Source organism: Mesorhizobium sp. WSM4840 (genome assembly GCF_055811755.1).
In genome coordinates, this window is the sequence record NZ_JBVVQD010000006.1 from 133,445 (window position 1) to 154,690 (window position 21,246).

General features: G+C 63.6%; 20 protein-coding genes, 1 pseudogene and 1 riboswitch. Of the genes and pseudogenes, 12 read left to right on the top strand and 9 right to left on the bottom strand.

Annotated features, from left to right (window positions below; all coding sequences use genetic code 11):
• Positions 1 to 60 precede the first annotated feature (60 nt).
• Positions 61 to 1,251, bottom strand: a complete 1,191-nt coding sequence (locus tag AC0L3I_RS11030) for an NADH-quinone oxidoreductase subunit D (protein ID WP_473526902.1) — start codon at positions 1,249 to 1,251, stop codon at positions 61 to 63.
• 72 nt (positions 1,252 to 1,323) lie between these two features.
• Positions 1,324 to 1,761 carry a hypothetical protein gene (locus AC0L3I_RS11035; RefSeq protein WP_123148076.1) on the bottom strand — a complete coding sequence of 146 codons (438 nt, stop codon included), beginning with the start codon at positions 1,759 to 1,761 and terminating at the stop codon, positions 1,324 to 1,326.
• A 235-nt stretch (positions 1,762 to 1,996) separates the two neighbouring features.
• Here AC0L3I_RS11035 and AC0L3I_RS11040 point away from each other — a divergent pair, with 235 nt between their 5' ends.
• Entirely contained in the window at positions 1,997 to 2,434 is a 438-nt protein-coding gene (locus AC0L3I_RS11040; RefSeq protein ID WP_473485581.1) for a CBS domain-containing protein, read from the top strand.
• 184 nt (positions 2,435 to 2,618) lie between these two features.
• Here the strand turns inward: AC0L3I_RS11040 and AC0L3I_RS11045 are convergent, their stop codons facing one another.
• The 3 genes from AC0L3I_RS11045 to AC0L3I_RS11055 all read right to left on the bottom strand — a co-directional run bounded on the left by AC0L3I_RS11045 (position 2,619) and on the right by AC0L3I_RS11055 (position 4,527).
• Positions 2,619 to 2,978, bottom strand: coding sequence for a YybH family protein (locus tag AC0L3I_RS11045; RefSeq protein ID WP_473526903.1), 360 nt, complete (start codon positions 2,976 to 2,978; stop codon positions 2,619 to 2,621).
• Between the two features lie 114 nt (positions 2,979 to 3,092).
• Complete coding sequence (locus tag AC0L3I_RS11050; protein WP_123148078.1) at positions 3,093 to 3,317, bottom strand: hypothetical protein; 225 nt, start codon at positions 3,315 to 3,317, stop codon at positions 3,093 to 3,095.
• 88 nt (positions 3,318 to 3,405) lie between these two features.
• Positions 3,406 to 4,527 (bottom strand): NAD(P)/FAD-dependent oxidoreductase, encoded by a 1,122-nt coding sequence (locus AC0L3I_RS11055; RefSeq protein ID WP_473526904.1) that lies wholly within the window; start codon positions 4,525 to 4,527, stop codon positions 3,406 to 3,408.
• 258 nt (positions 4,528 to 4,785) lie between these two features.
• Between AC0L3I_RS11055 and AC0L3I_RS11060 the strand changes: the two genes are divergently transcribed.
• The 3 genes and pseudogenes from AC0L3I_RS11060 (at position 4,786) to AC0L3I_RS11070 (ending at position 8,365) form a co-directional block, all read left to right on the top strand.
• Positions 4,786 to 6,168, top strand: coding sequence for an aspartate aminotransferase family protein (locus AC0L3I_RS11060; protein ID WP_473526905.1), 1,383 nt, complete (start codon positions 4,786 to 4,788; stop codon positions 6,166 to 6,168).
• Between the two features lie 312 nt (positions 6,169 to 6,480).
• A riboswitch (TPP riboswitch) is annotated at positions 6,481 to 6,593 on the top strand.
• Positions 6,584 to 7,181 (top strand): annotated as a pseudogene (locus tag AC0L3I_RS11065) (YkoF family thiamine/hydroxymethylpyrimidine-binding protein). It overlaps the preceding riboswitch by 10 nt.
• Before the next feature lie 212 nt (positions 7,182 to 7,393).
• Positions 7,394 to 8,365: an MBL fold metallo-hydrolase gene (locus tag AC0L3I_RS11070; protein ID WP_473526906.1), complete on the top strand. Its 972-nt coding sequence runs from the start codon at positions 7,394 to 7,396 to the stop codon at positions 8,363 to 8,365.
• A 114-nt stretch (positions 8,366 to 8,479) separates the two neighbouring features.
• On the opposite strand, the gene AC0L3I_RS11075 is transcribed toward AC0L3I_RS11070, so the two are convergent.
• The 4 genes from AC0L3I_RS11075 to AC0L3I_RS11090 all read right to left on the bottom strand — a co-directional run bounded on the left by AC0L3I_RS11075 (position 8,480) and on the right by AC0L3I_RS11090 (position 13,578).
• Positions 8,480 to 9,589 (bottom strand): alcohol dehydrogenase family protein, encoded by a 1,110-nt coding sequence (locus AC0L3I_RS11075; protein ID WP_473526907.1) that lies wholly within the window; start codon positions 9,587 to 9,589, stop codon positions 8,480 to 8,482.
• A 9-nt stretch (positions 9,590 to 9,598) separates the two neighbouring features.
• A complete protein-coding gene (locus AC0L3I_RS11080) occupies positions 9,599 to 10,978 on the bottom strand; it encodes an aminotransferase (RefSeq protein ID WP_473526908.1) in 1,380 nt (459 codons plus the stop codon).
• A gap of 284 nt (positions 10,979 to 11,262) precedes the next feature.
• On the bottom strand, positions 11,263 to 12,756 hold the full coding sequence (locus AC0L3I_RS11085) for an NAD-dependent succinate-semialdehyde dehydrogenase (protein WP_473526909.1): 1,494 nt from the start codon (positions 12,754 to 12,756) through the stop codon (positions 11,263 to 11,265).
• Positions 12,757 to 13,086: 330 nt separating this feature from the next.
• Positions 13,087 to 13,578 (bottom strand): Lrp/AsnC family transcriptional regulator, encoded by a 492-nt coding sequence (locus tag AC0L3I_RS11090; protein ID WP_473526910.1) that lies wholly within the window; start codon positions 13,576 to 13,578, stop codon positions 13,087 to 13,089.
• A gap of 83 nt (positions 13,579 to 13,661) precedes the next feature.
• Between AC0L3I_RS11090 and ehuR the strand changes: the two genes are divergently transcribed.
• The 8 genes from ehuR (at position 13,662) to eutC (ending at position 21,232) form a co-directional block, all read left to right on the top strand.
• Positions 13,662 to 15,047: a MocR-like ectoine utilization transcription factor EhuR gene (gene ehuR / locus AC0L3I_RS11095; RefSeq protein WP_473526911.1), complete on the top strand. Its 1,386-nt coding sequence runs from the start codon at positions 13,662 to 13,664 to the stop codon at positions 15,045 to 15,047.
• 122 nt (positions 15,048 to 15,169) lie between these two features.
• Positions 15,170 to 15,955 (top strand): ectoine/hydroxyectoine ABC transporter ATP-binding protein EhuA, encoded by a 786-nt coding sequence (gene ehuA / locus AC0L3I_RS11100; RefSeq protein WP_065006648.1) that lies wholly within the window; start codon positions 15,170 to 15,172, stop codon positions 15,953 to 15,955.
• A gap of 91 nt (positions 15,956 to 16,046) precedes the next feature.
• Entirely contained in the window at positions 16,047 to 16,898 is an 852-nt protein-coding gene (gene ehuB, locus AC0L3I_RS11105; protein WP_473526912.1) for an ectoine/hydroxyectoine ABC transporter substrate-binding protein EhuB, read from the top strand.
• Between the two features lie 229 nt (positions 16,899 to 17,127).
• Positions 17,128 to 17,787: an ectoine/hydroxyectoine ABC transporter permease subunit EhuC gene (ehuC, locus tag AC0L3I_RS11110; protein WP_473526913.1), complete on the top strand. Its 660-nt coding sequence runs from the start codon at positions 17,128 to 17,130 to the stop codon at positions 17,785 to 17,787.
• A gap of 16 nt (positions 17,788 to 17,803) precedes the next feature.
• Positions 17,804 to 18,463 (top strand): ectoine/hydroxyectoine ABC transporter permease subunit EhuD, encoded by a 660-nt coding sequence (gene ehuD, locus AC0L3I_RS11115; RefSeq protein ID WP_473526914.1) that lies wholly within the window; start codon positions 17,804 to 17,806, stop codon positions 18,461 to 18,463.
• Positions 18,464 to 18,469: 6 nt separating this feature from the next.
• The gene (gene eutA / locus AC0L3I_RS11120; RefSeq protein ID WP_473526915.1) at positions 18,470 to 19,246 is read left to right on the top strand and encodes an ectoine utilization protein EutA; all 777 of its coding nucleotides are present in this window, start codon (positions 18,470 to 18,472) and stop codon (positions 19,244 to 19,246) included.
• Positions 19,247 to 19,250: 4 nt separating this feature from the next.
• A complete protein-coding gene (gene eutB, locus AC0L3I_RS11125; protein ID WP_473526916.1) occupies positions 19,251 to 20,243 on the top strand; it encodes a hydroxyectoine utilization dehydratase EutB in 993 nt (330 codons plus the stop codon).
• Positions 20,240 to 21,232: an ectoine utilization protein EutC gene (gene eutC / locus AC0L3I_RS11130; RefSeq protein WP_123148091.1), complete on the top strand. Its 993-nt coding sequence runs from the start codon at positions 20,240 to 20,242 to the stop codon at positions 21,230 to 21,232. The genes eutB and eutC overlap by 4 nt, the downstream gene beginning before the upstream one ends.
• Positions 21,233 to 21,246: the final 14 nt, after the last annotated feature.

The window sequence follows — 21,246 nt, forward strand, 5'->3', positions numbered from 1 at the left end:
ATCTGTTTGCTTTAGCCGCATTTCTGCGAAGCCAAGAATTCCACTTGGCTGCAAAATGCGCTAGCGATCGATCTCGCCGAACACGATATCGAGCGACCCGATGATCGCGGCGACATCGGCGATCATGTGCCCGCGCGACAGAAAATCCATCGCCTGCAGATGAGCAAAGGACGGCGCGCGGATCTTGCATCGATAGGGAGTATTGCTGCCATTTGAAACCAGATAGACGCCGAACTCGCCCTTCGGCGCCTCCACGGCTGCGTAAACCTCTCCGGCGGGCACGCGAACGCCCTCCGTGTAGAGTTTGAAATGGTGGATCGTCGCTTCCATCGAGCGTTTCATCGTCGCCCGCGGCGGCGGCGTGATCTTGTGGTTCGGAATTGCCACCGGCCCCTGGCCTTCCGGCGATCGCAATTTCTCCAGGCATTGCTTCATGATCCGCACCGACTGGCGCATTTCCTCCATGCGGACGAGGTAGCGGTCATAGCAGTCGCCGTTCTTGCCGATGGGAATGTCGAAGTCCATCTCCGGGTAGCATTCATATGGCTGCGCCTTGCGCAAATCCCACGGTGCGCCCGACCCGCGCACCATGGGGCCGGAGAAGCCCCAGGCCCAGGCGTCATCGAGGCCGATAACGCCGACATCGACATTGCGCTGCTTGAAGATGCGGTTGCCGGTGAGCAATTCATCGAGATTGCCGCAGACCTTGAGGAACGGATCGCAGAAATTCCAGATATCGTCCAGGAGCTTCGGAGGCAGATCCTGGTGCACGCCGCCGATCCTGAAATAATTCGCATGCATGCGGGCGCCGGAGGCGCGCTCGTAGAACACCATCAGCTTCTCGCGCTCGGCAAAACCCCAGAGCGGTGGCGTCAGCGCGCCGATATCCATGGCCTGTGTCGTGACGTTGAGGAGATGCGACAAGAGCCGGCCGATTTCGCAAAAGAGAACACGGATGAGCTGTCCGCGCTTCGGGACCGATATTTCGAGCAGCTTCTCGGCGGCGAGGCAGAACGCATGCTCCTGGTTCATTGGCGCGACGTAGTCGAGCCGGTCGAAATAGGGCAGGGCCTGCAGATAGTTCTTGTACTCGATGAGTTTTTCCGTGCCGCGGTGGAGCAGGCCGATATGAGGATCGGCGCGGTCGACGATCTCGCCGTCCAGTTCCAGCACCAGCCGCAGGACGCCGTGAGCAGAGGGATGCTGCGGCCCGAAGTTGAGGGTGAACTTGCGAACTGCGGCTTCGGCCATGACGCTGCTCCGCTGTACCGGGTTTTCAGGGCCGAAGCCGGGTGGTCCGGTCCGCCACGCCCGGATCGCCGATCAGGTGGTTGTCTGGATGATCAGCGTCAGCATGCCGTCGCCATCGATGTTGGCGGCAACAACCTGCGAGGAATCCAGTCCGCTCGCCGCCAGCGCCGTTGCTGCCTGCGGCGACGCATCGATCGAGCTCTGCAGGGTAAGCAGATCTTCAACGCTGGTCTGGGTGATCACGGCCTCGGCTTGTGTCTTGAGTTCCGGCGGCAAATCCTCCAGGGCGACAATCGCAATGCCAGTAAAATTCTGGTCGGTGAAACCTTGATCCGGCAGGGCTTGGTCAGGCAGGGCCTGGTCAGGCGTTTGGTTAGGCAAGCTTGGATCGGGCAGGGCTTCCGGAGCCGGGGGTGCGATTTGGGGAAGCTGCGGGTCGGTGGATTGCGCGTGGATCGGCTGCGCCAGGGCCAATCCCGAAAGGGCGGCAATTGTCGTCAACATGCGCATGATCGTTCCTTCCGTTTTCCGTTTTGCTCGGGGAGGATCACTCGGTGATCACACAACCATCGTGCCGGATTATGGTTCCCGGTCCGTCACGGATAAGGCCCGTCGCAGAGCTATCCCGTCGCGCGTGCCCGCTGCGCGTGGTCGAAAAATGGAACAATTTCTAAAGGCGTTCATTCTCCCCTGATCACACCTTCATCACAGGATCGGCGGGGCGCTGCACCTCGAGGAGAAAGCTATGAGAATCAGCGAGTGCATGACACGGAATGTTCAGGTCGCCAGTCCGGACCAGTCCCTGCGGGATGCCGCACGAGCCATGGCCGATCTTGACGCCGGTGTTCTGCCCGTCGGTGAGAATGACCGGCTGGTCGGCATGATCACGGACCGCGACATTGCCGTCCGTGGCATCGCGGAGGGCAGAGGTCCCGATGCCAAGATCAGGGACGTGATGAGCGCGGAGGTACAATGCTGCTTTGACGACCAGGAAGTCGGCGATGTCCTTCAGAATATGCGCGATCTCAAACTGCGGCGAATGCCGGTGATCAGCCGCGACCGACGGTTGGTTGGCATTGTCTCGCTCGGCGATCTCGCTACGAATGGCGAGCCGGCCTGGGCCGGCGAAGCGCTGGGCGGCATTTCGCAGCCGGGCGGCGACCATTCGCAGACGGCGCACTGATGCATCATAACCAGATTTGAGGTTCCTGCTCGATCGACGGCATCGGCGTTCAGGAAACTTCGAATCCACAACCGTACTGGAGTCACTCCTTTGCGCTACAGGGCCGCACGCCCGGACGCGCGAGCATTTGGTTTTGCGCATGATTCCCAGCGAAAATCGATTTCCGAGGTCATCCGGGCCGGCGCTACGCAACGGAGAATCGATCGATGACCCACAGCCATGTCCCGTCGCCTTGGCGGCGGGCGACCTCGGCGGTTACGGTGCCATCGGGAAGACGGGTTGACGTGAGTGCCAAGTCTCCGCTGATAACTGCCGGTGCCTGAGTTCCGGCAGCAAATTTTCGGCCCGTTGCGGTGATGTCGGCGAAGAGTGCCCGGATCGCTTCGCGGCCACGCGTCAGTCGGCCTTCACCGCTGTCGACGACGGCATGCGGCTCAAAAAGCGCGGCCATGCCGTCGATGTCTCCCGCCCACTGCCGGGAGATCAGCAGGCGCTCCAAATCCTGGGGATCACGCGCCAGTGCACGGCTTGGTTCATCGGTCATGGCGAGACTCCTCCGACGCTCGGTACCAAAGCGTTCGATCCTGCGCCAAGTTTCGTTGGAAGACGAGCCGCCGAAGCTCCGCCATGCCGATCGCCAGGTGGAGCAGCCTGGCGATCATCCTCCCCAGCCGACATCGCGGGCCGCAACGCGCCATTCGGCGGCGCCGGCGCGGCGCCGATGGCTGCTGCTGCCGTTGAGGAAGTCGGCGATCCTTGCCGCCGACTTCGCCGAGGCGAAGGTGAGCAGCCGATCGTGATGGACCACGGGCTCGCCGGTCTCATTGTCCCAGATCTCGAACCGGCAGCTTGGGTTCGGCATGGCTTCGAAACGGTTCTTCATATCGATGGTCCCGTTGATCGTCGGATCCAGGTTCCGCGACCCCGGCTTACGGATGGCTTACGGGTGCGCTCGCGCGGATCGCCCTCGGCTAGCTGGCCTTCGGCGCGAGGCGCTGCGCGACATGGTCGGCGATCGCCAGGCTTGAGGTCAGGCCGGGGCTCTCGATGCCGAACAGATTGACCAGGCCCTCCGTGCCATGCACCGGCGCGTCCTGGATGACAAAGTCGGCATTGGCTTCGCCAGGACCGGAGAGCTTCGGCCGGATGCCGCTATAGGCCGGCTGCAGGCTGCCATCGGCCAGGTCCGGCCAGTATTTGCGGATCTCGTCGTAGAAGCGCTCGCCACGCGTTGGATCGACGCGATAGTCGAGTGTCTCGGTCCATTCGACGTCAGGCCCGAAGCGGGCGACGCCGTCGAGGTCGAGCGTCAGATGGACGCCGAGCCCGCCGGGTTCGGGCACGGGATAGACCAGCCGCGAGAACGGCGCCCGGCCGGCGACCGAAAAATAATTGCCCTTGGCATAGCGAAGATCTGGCACGAATTGCGGGTCGAGCCCGTCAAGCGAGCTGGCAAGTGCTGTGGCGCCAAGCCCGGCGGCGTTGATGAAGCGCGCGGTGGCGATTTCAAAGCGCTCGCCGCTTGTGCTGTCGACCGTGTCGAGCGCGATGCGCCCGCCCTCGATGCGGCCGCAGACGATGCGGGTGTTGAGACTGAGCGCCGCCCCGTGCTCCTCGGCGTCGCCCAGCAGCGCGAGCATCAGGGCATGGCTGTCGATGATGCCGGTGGCGGGAGACAAAAGGGCCGCCGTGCACCGCAGCTTGGGCTCCAGCCTGCGCGCCTCTGCTGCGGTCAAGGGCGTCAAATCGCCCGCGCCGCAAGCAGAGGCGTTGGCCAGGATGGAAGCGAGCACCGGCTCCTGTTCGGCATCCGTGGCGACGATGAGCTTGCCGCAGCGCGCATGCGGCACCGCCCGCTCCTGGCAATAACGGTAGAGCTTTTCCCGGCCTGGCACGCAGAGCCGGGCCTTCAGCGATCCGGCCGGATAGTAGATGCCGGCATGGATGACCTCGGAATTGCGCGAACTGGTCCCGGTGCCGATGGCGTTCTCGGCCTCGAGGATCAGGGTATCCATGCCACGCCGTGCCATCTCTCGCGCGATCGCGAGGCCAATGACGCCGGCGCCGGCGACGATGCAGTCGACATGGTCCACGATCAGGCCACCTCAGCCTTGTTGTTGTGCCTGCTGGTGACCCGTTCGGGGCGACGCGCACCGCCGGCCTGGCGCAGGTTCTCGCGTTCTGCAGCCTCGAAGCTGAAATTCTGCATGTCTTCCGTCCATCCGCCAGCCCTTCCGAAAGGGCTTGACACCCTTACAAGAAACAGATGCACCAAACAGCATTAATCCAGAGGCCGATGCGCGCCGAACGGCGGCAGGACGCACGTCCCGGCATGCAGGACAGGAGCCATCATGGACGCTCGACCGAATTCTCCCGAAGCCCGCGACATCAGCTACCACATGCACGGCTACACCAATGCCCGCAAGCATGAGGAAGCAGGGCCACTCGTCATCGAGAAGGGCGACGGCATCTATGTCGAGGATCTCGCCGGCAACCGCTATATCGAGGCGATGGCCGGGCTTTGGAGCGTCGCGGTCGGCTTTTCGGAGAAGCGGCTGGTCGATGCGGCGGTGCGCCAGATGTCCAAGCTGCCTTACTATCACGACTTCGGCTCCAAATCGCATTCGCCGCTGATCGATCTCGCCGAGAAGCTGGTGCTAATGGCGCCAGTGCCGATGAGCAAGGCGTATTTCACCAATTCCGGCTCCGAGGCCAACGATACGGCCATGAAGATGATCTGGTACCGGTCGAATGCGATCGGCCAGCCGGCACGCAAGAAGATCATCAGCCGCAATCGCGGCTATCACGGCGTCACCATTGCCGCGGCAAGCCTGACAGGCCTGCCCAACAACCACACTTCCTTCGACCTGCCGATTGCCAATGTGCTGCACACGTCGACGCCGCACCACTGGCGCGAGGCGCTGCCAGGCGAGAGCGAAGCAGAGTTTTCGAGCCGGCTTGCCGACGACTTGGAAAAGCTGATCCTGGCCGAAGGACCGGAAACCATCGCTGCCTTCTTCGGCGAGCCGATCATGGGCGCCGGCGGCGTCATCGTGCCGCCGGCCGGCTACTGGGAGAAGATCCAGGCGGTCCTGTCGAAATACGACATCCTGCTCGTCGCCGACGAGGTGATCTGCGGTTTTGGCCGAACCGGCGAGATGTTCGGCTCGCAGACCTTCGGCATCAGGCCTGACATCATGGTGCTGTCGAAGCAGATTTCTTCGTCCTACCTGCCAATCTCGGCCTTGCTGATCAACGAAAAGGTTTTCGAGCCGATTGCCGACGAAAGCAATCGCATCGGCACCTTCGGCCACGGCTTCACCGGCGGCGGCCATCCCGTTGCGGCGGCAGTCGCGTTCGAGAACCTGAAGCTGATCGAGGAGCGCGACCTTGTCGGCAATGCGCGCACGGTCGGCGCGCATATGCAGAAGCGGCTGCGCAAGCTCGAATCGCACCCGCTTGTCGGCGAGGTGCGCGGAGTCGGCCTGATCGCGGCGGTCGAACTGGTCGGCGACAAGGCGAGCAAGACGCCGTGGGAGACGGCCGGCGCGCTGGGCGGGCTCGTCAACGGTTTCATGCAGCAGAACGGCGTGATATCCCGCAACATGGGCGACGCGCTGGCTTTCTGCCCGCCGCTGATCATCACCGAGCCACAGGTCGATGAGATGATCGACGCGTTCGAAAGATCGCTTGAAGCCGCGGGCAAGCAGGTCCCGCAATTGGCGCGCGCGTAACGGCGTGATCTCGAGCGACGCAAGCGGCGTTATAAGAAAACTGCGAAAAACTTATAACGCTGCAGGAGAGGATCAGGAATCCTTGTTGCCGTCGTGCAGCCAAATCAGAATGGTCTTGCAGATAAACAAAGCCATCACGAAAAACGCCTCGTGAAAGCCGCCGCGTATTGAGCGTTGAAAGCCAGGTACGCTTTGAGCCTTGCTGCGGCATCCAATCTTCCGCAGGGGAGATCGGCAGCTTTGCCGGCGGCGCCACGATCGGCAATTGCCCCGGATCGTACTTGAACATCCACCGCGCCGGTGCTACGTCCACCCAATCGACAGGGGCGCTCCGTATTGCCGGGGCTGAGATGGAAGGTGCCAAGCCTTCGGTCCCTCAAGCTGATCTGGGTAATGCCAGCGGAGCGAGGCGACCGTGTTTTCAGGTGCACAGATTTCCCTGTATCCGATGTGCGACGATTTCGTCGGCGTCATCCTCAAAGCACTTTCGGCGATGGCCGAATTTCCGCATCGAGACCGACGACATCTCGACGCTGATCGTCGGCCCGCCGGAACAGCTTTTCCCGGCCATGCGCGATCTGTTCGCCTCGGCGGCGGCAAGTGGCGTGCACTGCGTGTTGTCGGCGACGGTGTCGCGCGGCTGCCCCGGCGAGCCCGACGATCCGATCTGCACACCGATTTCCGGCAGCAGTCACGAGCTGTCCCTGGCCGAGCGCATCGGCGCGGCGCGGTCGCATGTCGACGGTGCGAAAAAGCTCGGCCAAGAGGTCGCCGCGCAGTTCTCGCTCTATCCGCTCGGCGAGGGCCATCACATGGACGAGATCTACGGCTGCATCGACTTTCTCAAGACTTCGGGCGTCTTCGACAGGTCGAAGAATTTCTGCACCAAGCTTAGAGGCGATGCCGGACCGGTGTTCGCGACGCTATCGGAAGCCTTCCTTCGCTTCGGCGCGCCGCAAGGCCATGTCGCGCTCGATTTTACCGTGTCGGCGAACAGCCCGAGCGCTTGTTAGAGCGTGTCGATATTCAGCCGGCCCGCGAACGGCGGTTTCCTACGCTTCCGGTACTCACGTATCCAAAAGTACGCTCCGTTCCGGTTCTCGGACCCCACCATTCTCGGCTCGGCGACGACCTCGATCGGCCGGCCCTGATCGCCGCGTTCACGGCGGCCTTGTGCAGTGCCGAGCGCCGTTGATATGCTCGATCATTCAGTCAGCGGGGAAGGATGTTCGATATCTCGCGTCGCGACCTGACACTTGGCGCAGCCGGTGCTCATGCTGCGTTTGGACTCGACAAGCCGATCACGTTTGTCGACGCGGCCTGCGCTCAACAGGCCGTCGCTCAACCTTTCCGAAAATACAAGGTTGGCGACATTGAAGTCTTCTGTCTGATTGATGGCATGCGTGACGTTTCGCTGCGGGAGGGTATGGTCAGGAATGTCAGCGTCGAACAGGTCAAGACGGCGCTGCGTGGTGCCGGTTTTCCCGACAATCAGGCGCCCCTGCGGTTTATCGTCATGGCGCTAAAGCTGCGCGATCAAGTGGTCCTGATCGACTCGGGTACCGGCGGTCATCCGATTTATGGTGAGGGGAGCGGCCGGCTATTCGAGAGCATGGCTGCGGCGGGCCTTGACCCCAAGGCAGTCAAGACGATCCTGATCTCCCATCTGCACGGCGACCACATTTATGGCCTCATGAACAATGAGAGCAATGCCCAGGTCTTCCCGGATGCCGACATCGTGGTGCCCGCCGCGGAATTGAAATGGTGGACGCGCCAGGGAGTCGAGTCGATCGATCTCGGACCGACGCGCAAGGGCCTCGCCCAGCGCATTCAGGCCACCGTGGCGACGTGGAAAAACGTCAGGACCTTTGAGGGAGAACCAGAACTCCTGCCCGGCGTGCACGCCGTTCAGGCGCCGGGTCATAGCCCGGGAATGGTCGCGCATCTGGTCGTATCGGGCGGCAAACAGTTCCTGATCAGCGCTGACGTGGTCAATCTTGCGCCCCACATTTCAACAAATCCCGAGTGGCAGCTTGCTATCGACCAGGATCCGCAAATGGCCGTCGAAACGCGAAAGAAGATCTTCGATCGCGCGGTCGCCGACAAGCTCACCATTTCGGGTACTCACTGGTTGATGCCGAACGTCGGCACGCTGTCCAAGGATGGCAACAGCTACGTATTCGCAGCCGAGGGGTAATATCCCTGCGACACTACCCATTGCCAACTGCACGGCGACGGCTGCCCGTAGCGGACGAACCGGTCGGCGTCAGACGTCGATCGCAGAACTAAGCGAGAGCGATAATCTTGGCTGTCATCGGGTTGCTGCGAGATCCGAGATGGCATCCGGAACGACCACCAGTTTGCCGACAAAATCCTTGGCAATGAAATCCGCCTGGGCGCGGTGGAAATCGGACAGCCTGTAGACGCCGCCGACCAGCGGCCGGATCTTCTTCTCCTCGATGTAGCGGACGATACGGCGGAAATCTTGCCGCGTGCCCTGGCTCGAACCATGCAGCTGCAACTGCTTGAGATACAAGGTGCGCAGATCGATCTGCACGACCGGGCCGGCAATCGCGCCGGCGGTGGTGTAGCGGCCTTCGGGCCGAAGGATGCGCAAGAGGTCATTGAAGATCGCACCGCCGACGAGGTCGGCAACCACGTCGATCGGCTGGCCGTCGGTCGCGTCGTTCACGGCAGCAGGCAGATCGGTGACGCCACGGGTGATCACCGCCTCGGCGCCGATGTCGAGCACCGCCTGTTCCTTGCCCTTGCCGACGACGGCATAGGGAATGGCGCCGCGCGCCCGCGCCAATTGCACGATGCCGGAGCCGACGCCGCCCGACGCGCCGGTGACCAGCACGCGCTCGCCGGCCTTCAATGCGGCGCGTACCAGCATCTGTTCGCCGGTAAGGTAAGCGCAGCAGAAAGTGGCGAGTTCGACGTCAGTCAGGTCGGTAGCGACGACATGGGCATTTTCGGCCGGCACGGCCTGGTACTCGGCATAGCCGCCGTCGCGGCCGTGGCCCATATAGTCGATGTCGGCGAGTGAATCGTCGTCGCGGTTGTAGATGGAGAAGTCGACCATCACCCGCTCGCCGATGCGAGCCGAAGAAACACCGTCGCCGACGGCAACGACATTGCCGACCGTGTCGGTGCCCTGGATGCGCGGGAAAGTCAGCGTGTTGCCCTGACGCCGCCAGGTCGATACCGCGGCAGCATCTTCCTCCGTGCCGTAGGCGCCCTGTCGCACCCAGACATCGGTGTTGTTCATGCCGCAAGCGGTGACCTTGACCAGCACCTCGCCCGGGGCGGGCGAGGGTACTTTCACGTCGGTGCGATAGACAAGCTTTTCCGGTCCGCCGTGACCGGTCAGCAGCACGGCGGCCATAGTGGCGGGGAGGGGTTTGGTTATGGCATTCATGTCGGTTCTTCAGAGGTTCGCAAACACGCTCTTCACCGCATCGGCCGTCTTCGACACGACGATATCGGCCTCTTCGCGCGTCAGGCAGAGCGGTGGCGCGAAGCCGAGAATGTCGCCCTGCGGCATGGCCCGGCCGATGACACCACGCTCGCCAAGGGCTGTCGCGACCTGCGGCCCGATCTTTTGCGAGGCTTCGAAGAACACGCGTTCGTCCCGGTCGGCGACGAACTCGACCGCCGCCAGCATGCCGTCGCCGCGCACCTCGCCGACATTCTTGTGGCCGCCGACGGCTTTCGCCAGCTCGGCGCGGAAATAGGCGCCGGTTTCGCCGGCATTGGTCACCAGGTCCATCTCGTCGATCAGTTCCAGATTGGCGACGCCGGCGGCGACGCAGACTGGATGCGCCGAATAGGTCCAGCCATGGCCTATGCTGCCGAGCTTGTCGGAACCCTGCACCAGCACCTGCCAGACCTTGTCCGAGACGATGACGCCCGACAGCGGCGCATAGGCCGAGGTCAGGCCCTTGGCGATGGTGATCAGGTCGGGCCTGATGCCGTAATGGTCGGAGCCGAACATGGTGCCCAACCGGCCGAAGCCGGTAACGACTTCGTCGGCGACCAGCAGCACATCATATTTCTTCAGCACCGCCTGGATCTTTTCCCAGTAGAGAGCAGGCGGCGGCACGATGCCGCCGGTGCCGAGGATCGGCTCACCGATGAAGGCGGCGACCGTGTCCGGGCCCTCGGCCAGGATCATCTCCTCCAGCTTGTCGGCGCAGTGTTGGGAAAACTGTTCCTCGCTCAGCGAGCGGTCGGCGCGGCGGAAATAGTAGGGCGCCTCGGTGTGCAGGATCGGCGCGCGCGGCAGGTCGAAGGCGTTGTGGAACAGGTCGAGCCCGGTCAGCGATCCGGTCATGACGCCAGAGCCGTGATAGCCGCGCCAGCGCGAAATGATCTTCTTTTTCTCCGGCCGGCCGAGCACGTTGTTGTAGTACCAGATCAGCTTGATGTTGGTTTCGTTGGCGTCGGAGCCGGAGAGGCCGAAATAGACCCTCGACATGCCTTGCGGCGCCCGGTCGATGATCATCTTGGAAAGCGTGATCGACGCCTCGGTGCCGTGGCCGACATAGGCGTGGTAGTAGGCCAGGTTCTTGGCTTGCGCGGCGATGGCGTCTGATATCTTCTGGCGGCCATAGCCGACATTGACGCAATAGAGGCCGGCGAAGGCATCGATGCTCTTGCGTCCGTTATTGTCCCAGATGGTGACGCCTTCGCCGCCGGCGATTACGCGGGTCGGCGATTCACCCCGCGCATGCGTGCCCATATGGGTCGAGGGATGGAAGAAGTGGTCGCGGTCCCAGGCGGCGAGTTCGTTGGACTGGTCGAGCATTTTTTTGACTCCTTAGAGAAAGATGGTCCCGACGCGGCCTAAGGTGTGTCGAGATTCAGGTCAGGCCGAGTCGAAAATGGTGGCTTCCGAGAACCGGAGCGGAGTGTACTTTTTCGTACGTGAGCCCGCGCATGACCCCGAAATCGAGATCGATTTCGGAAAGGTCATGCGCAAAAATCAAAGTTCTACAGCGTCCTTTGCGCGCCCAACAGGGCGCGCGGCGCTGTAGGGAAGCGCAGGACGCCGCCATTTGCAGACCGGCATCACCTGAATGTCGATACACCTTACGCCACGTCCAGGCAGAGATATCTAAGATCGGTAAAGGCTTCGAGCCCGTGGCGCGAGCCCTCGCGGCCGATGCCGGACTGTTTGACGCCGCCGAACGGGATCGACGCGCCGGTGATCTTGACGCGGTTGATGGCGACCATACCGTAGTCGAGCGCGCGGCCTATGCGCAATTGGCGGCCGCCGTTCTCGGTGACGACATAGGCGACGAGGCCGTATTCGGTGGCGTTGGCGCGGGCGATGACCTCGTCTTCGCTGTCGAAGGCCGTCACGGCGGCGACCGGACCAAAGGTTTCCTCGCGCATGATCAGCGCGTCGTCGGTGACATCGGCGAGCAGGGTCGGCCGGTAGAACAGCGGTCCTGCAGAATCGCGTTTGCCACCGGTGAGGCAGCGTGCGCCATGGGCGAGCGCATCGGCGACCTGTTCCTCGACCTTCTTGACGCCGCGCTCATGCATCAACGGCCCAATGTCAGTGTCATCAGCCAGGCCATTGCCTGTCCGCAGCGTCTCGATGCGCCTGGCGAAGGCGGCGCAGAAACGATCATAAATCGGACGCTGGACATAGACGCGGTTGGCGGCAAGGCAATCCTGGCCGGACGTGGCGAATTTGGCATCGACGGCGATGGTCACAGCCTTGTCGAGATCGGCATCGGCGAAGACGATCAGCGGCGCATGGCCGCCAAGCTCCATCACCAGCCGCTTCATCGTCGGCGCACTTTGCGCGGCGATAAGCCTGCCGATCTCGGTCGAGCCGGTGAAGCTCATGGCCCGGACGCGAGGGTCTTCGCACATCCGCCCAACGATGGTCGAAGCCTTGCCGGCGAGAACGTTGAAGACGCCAGCGGGCAGGCCGGCGCGTTCGCCGAGTTCGGCCAGCGCCAACGCCGACAGCGGCGTTTCCGACGAAGGATGCGCCACGATCGTGCAGCCGGCGGCAAGGGCGGCGGCCGCCTTGCGGGTTAGCATGGCCGCGGGAAAATTCCACGGCGTGACGACGCCGACGACGCCGAGCGGTTCGCGTCGCACCATCATCTCGACGTTTGGCAAATGGCTGGTGACGCTTTCGGCGTTGAGGCGTTTTGCCTCCTCGGCATACCACTCGACGAAGGAGGCGGCGTAGTCGATCTCGCCAAGCGCTTCCCTGAGCGGCTTGCCCTGTTCCAGCGTCATCAGCAGGGCCAGATCCTCCTTGGCAGCGATGATCAGGTCGAACCATTTTCGCAGAATTTTCGAGCGCTCCTGCGGCAAAAGTCCTCGCCAGGCGGGAAAGGCACGCGACGCAGCGTCGATCGCCTTGCTCGTTTGCCTGCTATCGAGCGCGGCAACCCAGGCAACGGTGGCGCCTGTAGCAGGGTCGGTCACCTCGAAACTCTCGGCGGCCTCACTCGCAGTCCAGTGGCCGTCGACATAGGCGAGTTCGCGCAGCAGCCGGCGGTCGGCGAGCCGGTCGAGCGCTTCGTGGCGTTGTGGGCGGGCAAAATGCGCGGACATGTTCGAGGTCTCCCGATGTCGAGGCGATGCGGAGAGACTATGCGCGCGGTGCAGACAGAGAGGCTGTTTGGGCGCCCACGCTTAGAGAGATTGTCTCTATTCATCGGCTCGGACAGACAATCTGTCCAGCTTTAGGCTGGGCAATCGCATTGGGGAAGTGCCCCCTCACCCGGATTGCCAACCGAATTGCAAAGGGCAATTCGGGGCAATCCGACCTCTCCCCGAGGGGAGAGGAGATCGCCAGCGCCGGCGCCAGCCTCTTCTTCCCGCCGGGGAGAAGGTGGCCGCGAAGCGGCCGGATGAGGGGGCTCTTTGCGATTTGCTCAGGCCTCACGACAGCGCCGGCAGCAGATCCGCCACCGGCAAGACAATCTCCTCCTTCACCGTCTTGGTGACGATGTAGGTGAAATAGCGGTCGATGCCGATCTCGCGTTCAAGCAGGGCGTCGACCAGCCGCTGATAGGCGTCGATGTCGCGCGCCATCACTTTCAGCAGATAGTCGACGCCGCCGCCCACCGACCAGCAGGCGACGATTTCGGGGATATCGCGGATGACCCGCTCGAAGCGGTCGAAATCGGCCTGGCGGTGGCTGGCCAGCGTTACCTCCATCAGGACGGTGGCGACCGGCGCGACGGCGCGCATCGCAACCTTGGCGTGATAGCCGGAGACGATGCCGGCCTTTTCCAGCTTGCGCAGGCGCATCCAGCACGGCGTCGCCGACAGGCCGACCTTTTCGGCGAGCGCCAGCTTGGTGATGCGCCCGTCGCGCTGGACCGCGTCGAGGATTTTCAGGTCGATCTGATCGAGTTTCGGTGCGGCCATGAGCGTCCACTTTTTTGTCCCCGACACCATGACGGCGCATTATTTCGATTGTCAATTGCACTGATTTCGATCTCTAATATGTCATGACATTGTGGCGTCCAGATCCCGCGCTCATCCGGCGGCCGGCCTATCAATCGCTCGCCGACCAGTTCGCGCGCGCCATCCATGATGGGCGGTTGGCCAATGGCACGCGGCTGCCGACGCATCGCCGGCTGGCCGACGAATTGGAGCTTTCGGTGCAGACAGTCAGCCGCGCCTATGAGGAACTGATCCGCCGGGGCCTGGTCTCCGGCGAGATCGGCCGCGGCAGCTTCGTGCAGACGCAGCGCCGCGAGCCGGAGCCGCCCTATCTGCCGGAACGCCTTGGCGAGGTCATCGACCTCTCGATCCTGAAGCCGGTCTGCGAGCCGATGCATCTGGAGCGGCTGAAGCAGGCGCTGGGCTGGCTTGCCGAAAACCTGCCGTCGAGTTCGGCGCTGTCGTTCAGGCCGAACATGGTGTTCCCACGCCACCGCGCGGTGGCGGTCGAATGGCTGCGGCACTGCGGTCTCGACGTGTCCGCGCAGAATGTCAGCCTGACCAACGGCGCCACGGCCGGCATGACGGTGGCGCTGATGAGCGTGGCGCCGCCCGGTTCGACCGTCGCCACCGAGGCGATCGGCCACCACACGCTGATCCCGCTGGCGCGCTATCTCGGCTTCAACCTCGAGGGCCTGCCGATCGACGACAACGGCTTGATCCCGGAGGCGCTGGACGAGGCGTGCCGGCTTTCCGACATCCGCGCCGTGTTCGTGCAGCCCTCGGTGATTAACCCGACCGCAACGCTTATGGATGTCGCGCGGCGCGAGCAGATCGCTGTGGTGGCGCGCCGGCATGACATCGCCATCATCGAGAACGACGTGCTCGGCCCGCTGGTCGAGGGCCGTCCGCCGCCGATCGCCGCCTTCGCACCCGAGCGCACGCTCTACGTCACCTCCTTCACCAAGATCGTGGTGCCGGGCCTGCGCATCGGCTATCTCGCGGCACCCGACCGCTATGCCGCCGCCGTCGCCAACCGCCATCTCGTCTCCAACTGGATGGCGACGCCGCTGGTGGCCGAGATCGCGACAAAATGGGTGGCCGACGGCACGGCGATGGAGCTCGTCCGCTGGCAACGTTTAGCGCTGCGGCGACGGCAGGAGATCGCCGCCCAGGCGCTTGCCGGGGTCGACTATCGTGTCCATCGCGACGGACTGCATCTGTGGCTGCAGCTGCCCGGTGACCGTGCCGAGGAGAGTTTCGTCGCGCAGGCCCGCCTGCAGGGCGTGGCGATCGCACCAGGCACATCGTTCCGTATCTCGGCGGCGCCCTGGCAGCCAGCGGTTCGGATCTCGCTGGGCTCGACCACCGAGGGGGAACTGCGCGCCGGCCTGAGCGTTGTCACCAAACTTCTGCTCGGCGACCCGGAGCATCTCCTGCTGGCGATCTAGGCAGACATTGCCGCGAAATTCTGCGGAGCCAGAAACATTGTCATGAGTTTATTTTCCTGATTGACATGATTTGGCGCGTTCCGCATCGTTAAAGCACAGCTTCTGCAGCACGGGGAAATTCTTTGTCCGCGCCCATCATCAAGATCGACGGCATTTCGAAAAGCTTCGGCACCTTCAAGGTTCTGGACGGCTTGTCGATGCAGGTCATGCCGCGCGAGAAGCTGGCGCTGATCGGCCCATCCGGCTCGGGCAAGACGACGATCCTGCGCATCCTGATGACGCTGGAGCGGATCGACAGCGGCCACATCCAGATCGATGGCGAGCAGCTTTACCACATGGAGCGCAACGGCCAGTTGCTGCCCGCCGACGAACGGCATCTGGCTAGAATGCGCCAGAAGATCGGCATGGTCTTCCAGCTGTTCAACCTGTTTCCGCACAAGAGCGTCATCGACAACGTCACGCTGGCGCCGATCCTGACCAAGGGCATGCCGCGCGCCGCCGCCGAAAAACGGGCGATGGAACTGCTCGACATGGTTGGCATGGCCGACAAGGCAAAAGCGATGCCGGCGCAGCTCTCCGGCGGCCAGAAGCAGCGCGTGGCGATCGCCCGAGCGCTGGCGCTGCAGCCCAGGATCATGCTGTTCGACGAAGTGACATCGGCGCTCGATCCGGAACTGGTCGAGGAGGTGCTGAACGTCTTGTGGAGGCTCTGCTCCGAGACCGACATGACCATGCTGCTCGTCACCCACGAAATGGGTTTTGCCCATGATTTCGCCGACCGGGTTTTGTTCTTCGACCGCGGCAAGATTGTCGAAGAAGGCAAGCCCGACGAGATTTTCCGCAATCCCAAGCAGGAGCGCACGCAAGGCTTCCTGAAGAAGATCATCGCGGCCGGACATCGCGTCTGACTGCCATGCCAAGGCGGCAACGCCGTCCTCAGGGGCGGCGAAGCCGTCTCGACCAAAGCGAACCAAGAAGAGAAGCAAGGAGTTGGGAACAATGAAGAAACTTGGCATTCTGGCCGGCCTGGCCGGTGTTGCACTGACCGCGATTCTGGCCGCCTCGACCGCGGGATCGGCCGACGACAGCAAGCTCGAAGAGCTCAAGGCACAGGGCTTCGCCCGCGTCGCCATCGCCAATGAACCGCCCTATACGGCGGTTGCGGCCGACGGCAAGGTTTCGGGTGCGGCGCCCGACGTGGCGCGTGAAATCTTCAAGCGCCTCGGCGTCAACGACATCGTCGCCTCGATCTCGGAATATGGCGCGATGATCCCCGGCCTGCAGGCCGGCCGTTTCGACGTCGTCACCGCCGGCCTGTTCATGAAGCCGGAGCGCTGCGCGGCGGTCGCTTATTCGGAGCCGGTGCTGTGCGACGCCGAGGCGATGCTGGTCAAGAAGGGCAACCCGAAGGGCTTCAAGAGCTATGAGGATGTCGCCAGGGATGCCACCGCGACGATCGGGGCGCCCGGCGGCGGCACCGAGGAGAAGCTGGCGCTCACTGCCGGCGTGCCGCGTGACCGCGTCATCGTCGTGCCGGACGGCCAGAGCGGCTTGAAGATGCTGCAGGACGGCCGCATCGACGTCTATTCGCTGCCGGTGCTGTCGATCAACGATCTGGTCAAGAAGGCCAACGATCCGAACCTCGAAGTCGTCGCCCCGGTGGTCGGCGCGCCGGTCTATTGCGATGGCGCGGCCTTCAAGAAGGGCGACGAGGCGCTGCGCGACGCCTATGACGTCGAACTGGCCAAGCTGAAGGAGTCCGGCGAATTCGCCAAGATCATCGAGCCCTACGGTTTCTCGGCGGCGGCGGCGATGTCGACGAGCCGCGACAAGCTCTGCTCGGCGAAGTAGGGCCTTTTTCCCTCTCCCCGTTCACGGGGAGAGGGTGGCCCGAATGCATGTCGCCCAAAAGTGCGCAGCGGTTTTGGGATAACGACATGCACAAACAAGGCCGGATGAGGGGCCGCGCCAGTTCTGCCGGATTGGCTCTGCCCCTCATCTGCCTGCCGGCATCTTCTCCCCGTGAACGGGGAGAAGATGCCAAGACTACAACCGTAAAACGCTGGAAATTTCGACCTTCATGACCCAATGGTCCGGCTATTTCGGCCTGATATTGCAGGGAGCGCTTGTTACCATCGAGCTGACGCTGATGGGGTCGGTGCTTGCCCTGATCATGGCGTTTCTCGCCGGGCTAGGACGACTGTCGCGTTTTTTCGCCGTTCGGGCGCTGGCCACAGCTTATATCGAATTCTTCCGCGGCACCTCGATCTTCGTGCAGCTGTTCTGGGCCTATTTCGTGCTGCCCTTCATCGGCATTTCGCTGACGCCGCTGCAGGCCGGCGTGCTGGCGCTTGGCCTCAATGTCGGCGCCTATGGCGCGGAGGTGGTGCGCGGCGCCATCCAGTCGATCGGCCGCGAACAGTACGAGGCCTGCACCGCGCTCAATCTCGGCCGCTGGCAAGCCATGCGCCATGTCATCCTGCCGCAGGCGCTGCTGGTCATGCTGCCGACCTTCGGCAACAACGCCATCGAATTGCTCAAGGCCACCGCCGTCGTTTCGCTGATCTCGCTCACCGACCTGACCTTCCAGGCGCAAGTGGTGCGCTCGCAGACCGGCAACACGATGGTGCCGTTCACCACCATCCTCGTCATTTATTTCTGCCTTGCGCTGATCATCTCGTGGGGCGTGCGTTCGCTGGAACGCCGCATGGCGCGCGGCCTCGATGGGGTGCGCGTCTGATGGATCGGGCCTCATAATGGAGTGGGATTGGAACTTCGTCTGGGAGATCATGCCGACGCTGATCGACGGCGTGAAGATCACCATCCTGGCGACGCTGCTCGGCTCGGTCCTGGCCGCGATCGTCGGGCTGGCCATCGCCCTGGCGCGGCGCTCGCCGAACAAGCGCTTATCGCGCACCGTCGGCTTCCTCGCCGAGTTCATCCGCGGCACGCCGCTGCTGGTGCAGCTCTATTTCATCTTCTACGTGCTGCCGGATATCGGTATCTTGCTGCCGCCGCTGGTGGCGGGCGTCATCGGCCTCGGCCTGCATTACGGCACCTACACGGCCGAGGTCTATCGCGCCGGCATCGACAATGTGCCACGCGGCCAGTGGGAAGCCGCCAAGGCCTGCAATCTCAACGCCCGGCAGACCTGGACCCACATCATCATGCCGCAGGCGATTCCGCCGATGATCCCGGCGCTTGCCAACTACTTCATCGCGATGTTCAAGGAGACGCCGCTGCTTTCGGCGATCACCGTGCTGGAACTGATGAACCAGGCCAAGAGCGTCGCCAACACCTATTACCGCTATGTCGAGCCGATGACCTTGGTCGGCGCCTTCTTCCTCGTCATCAGCCTATTCTCGGTCGTGCTGCTGCGCTGGCTGGAACGCCGTTACGGCAAGATCGAGAGGTAGTCTTTCATGAAACACTTGCCCGAAATCAGACTGACGCCGACACGGCCGGCGCTCGAAGCGCGTCCCCTGGAAAAGCGCATCGGCCTGATCGTCCTTGCTACCGACCATACGACCGAACCGGATTTTCGCCGCATGGTGGCGAGCGAGCGGATCGGCGTCTATGTCGCGCGCATTCCCTACGCCAATCCGACGACGCCGGACAATTTGCGCAAGATGCAGCCGTCGCTGACGGCGGGCGCCGCGCTCATCCTGCCCGATGAGCCACTCGACGCGATCTGCTATTCCTGCACCTCGGCCTCCGTGGTCATCGGCGATGCCGAGATCGAGGCGGCGGTGCAGGCGGCCAAGCCCGGCGTGCCCGTGGTCACACCGCCGATGGCAGGGGCGCGTGGCTTGAAGGCGCTGGGCGCCGGAACGATCAGCATTCTCACTCCCTACACGGTCGAGACCAGCCGGCCGGTGGCGGCCTATTTCGCGGCGCACGGTTTCGAGATCGCCAGCTTCACCTGTCTCGGCTTCGACGACGACCGCGAGATGGCGCGGATTGCACCGGCCACGCTGGTCGATCTGGCGCGCGAGGCGACCGATGCGCAAGCGGACGCGCTGTTCGTCTCCTGCACGGCGCTGCGGGCCGCACTTGCCGTGGTCGGCATGGAAGAGGCAATCGGCCGTCCGGTCGTGACCAGCAACCAGGCAACGGTCTGGAACTGTCTGCGGCTTTGCGGCGACGACGAGCCGCGCGCCGAATTCGGCCGTCTGATGACGCTGCCGTTGGGACAATGAGGCCATGACACTTGCGCCTATCACCCTCTCCGACATCCGCGCCGCGCGCGAGCGCGTCGCAGGCAAGGTCGAGCGCACGCCGACCGTGCTTTCCCCGAGTCTTTCCGGGCACTTGGGCGCGCCCGTTTATCTCAAGCTCGAACATCGGCAGACCACCGGCAGCTTCAAGCTGCGTGGCGCCTCGAACGCCATTGCTTCGCTGAACGCCGAGGAGAAGGCGCGTGGCGTGGTCGCCGCCTCGACCGGCAATCACGGCCGGGCGCTGGCCCACGCGGCGAAGCTCGAAGGCATGCGCGCGACGATCTGCATGTCGCGACTCGTGCCGCAGAATAAGCTCGATGAAATCCGCCGGCTCGGCGCCGAGATCCGCATCGTCGGCAACAGCCAGGACGATGCGCAGCAGGAGGTCGACCGGCTGGTCGCGGAAGAGGGACTGGTCATGCTGCCGCCCTTCGACCATCCTGATATCATCGCCGGGCAAGGCACGCTCGGGCTGGAGCTCATCGAGCAGGTTGCGGACGCCGCCCTCGTGCTGGTGCCGCTGTCAGGCGGCGGGCTGGCGGCTGGTGTCGCCGCTGCCGTGAAGGGCGTCAGCCCCGGCACGAAGGTCCTCGGCGTTTCGATGGCGCGGGGTGCGGCGATGAAGGCGAGCCTCGACGCCGGACATCCAGTTTTGGTCGAGGAACTGCCAACGCTGGCGGATTCGCTCGGCGGCGGCGTCGGCCTCGACAACCGGCTGACCTTCTCGATGTGCCGCGACCTGCTCGACGACGTAATCCTGCTCAGCGAGGACGAGATCGCCGCCGGCATCCGCCATGCCTATGAACAGGAGCGCGAGATCGTCGAAGGCGCCGGCGCGGTTTGCATCGCCGCCGTGCTTGCCGGCAAGGTCAGGGCGAGCGGCACCACAGTGCTCATTCTGTCGGGCCGCAACATCGACATGACGCTGCACAGGAAAATCATCTGTGGCGAAGCAATTGAGGGGAGCGCCGCATGAGCCGGATGACGATACTCACCGAAGCCGAACTGCGCGGGATCGTGAAGCTCGATCTCGATGCCGTCGCCTGCGTCGAAAATGCGTTCCGAGCGCTCGCTATCTTGCCGGTGGCGATGCCGCCGATCCTGCGGCTCGACATTCCCGAGCATCGCGGCGAGGTCGACGTCAAGACCGCCTATGTGCCTGGGATCGACGGTTTTGCGATCAAGATCAGTCCCGGCTTCTTCGACAATCCGAAGCTCGGCCTGCCCAGCGTCAACGGCATGATGGTGCTGCTGTCGTCAAAAACAGGGCTGGTCGACGCTCTGCTGCTCGACAACGGCTATTTGACCGACATCCGTACCGCCGCCGCCGGAGCGGTCGCGGCTAAACACCTTTCGCGATCGGACTCCTCGATCGCCGCGATCTTCGGCGCCGGCGTCCAGGCCGGGCTGCAGCTCGAGGCGCTTATGCTGGTGCGGCCGATCGCCGAGGCCCGCATCTGGGCCAGGGACGCCGCCAAGGCCGAAGCCGCGGCGGACACATTGCGCGAAAAACTAGGCATCGTCGTGCGTGCGGACCCCGATGCGGCATCGGCGGCGGCAGGCGCCGACATCATCGTCACCACGACGCCGTCGACCGAGCCGCTGATCAAGGCCGGCTTCATCTCGGCCGGCCAACACATCACCGCTATGGGCTCGGACGCCGAGCACAAGAACGAGATCGCGCCGGCGATCCTGCGCATGGCCGATCTCTACGTCGCCGACAGCGCGAAACAGACGCGGCTGCTGGGCGAACTGCATCATGCCATCGCGACGGGCGTGATGGCGGCCGATGCCGAGATTACCGAACTCGGCCAGATCATCGCCGGCGAAAGACATGGCCGGCGCTCGGCCAGCGACATCACCATCGCCGACCTGACCGGCACCGGCGTGCAGGACACGGCGATCGCCACGCTCGCCCGCGACCGTGCCCGGGCGGCCAACACCGGTACGATTTTCGAAAGCTGATGCTGGGCCGCAAG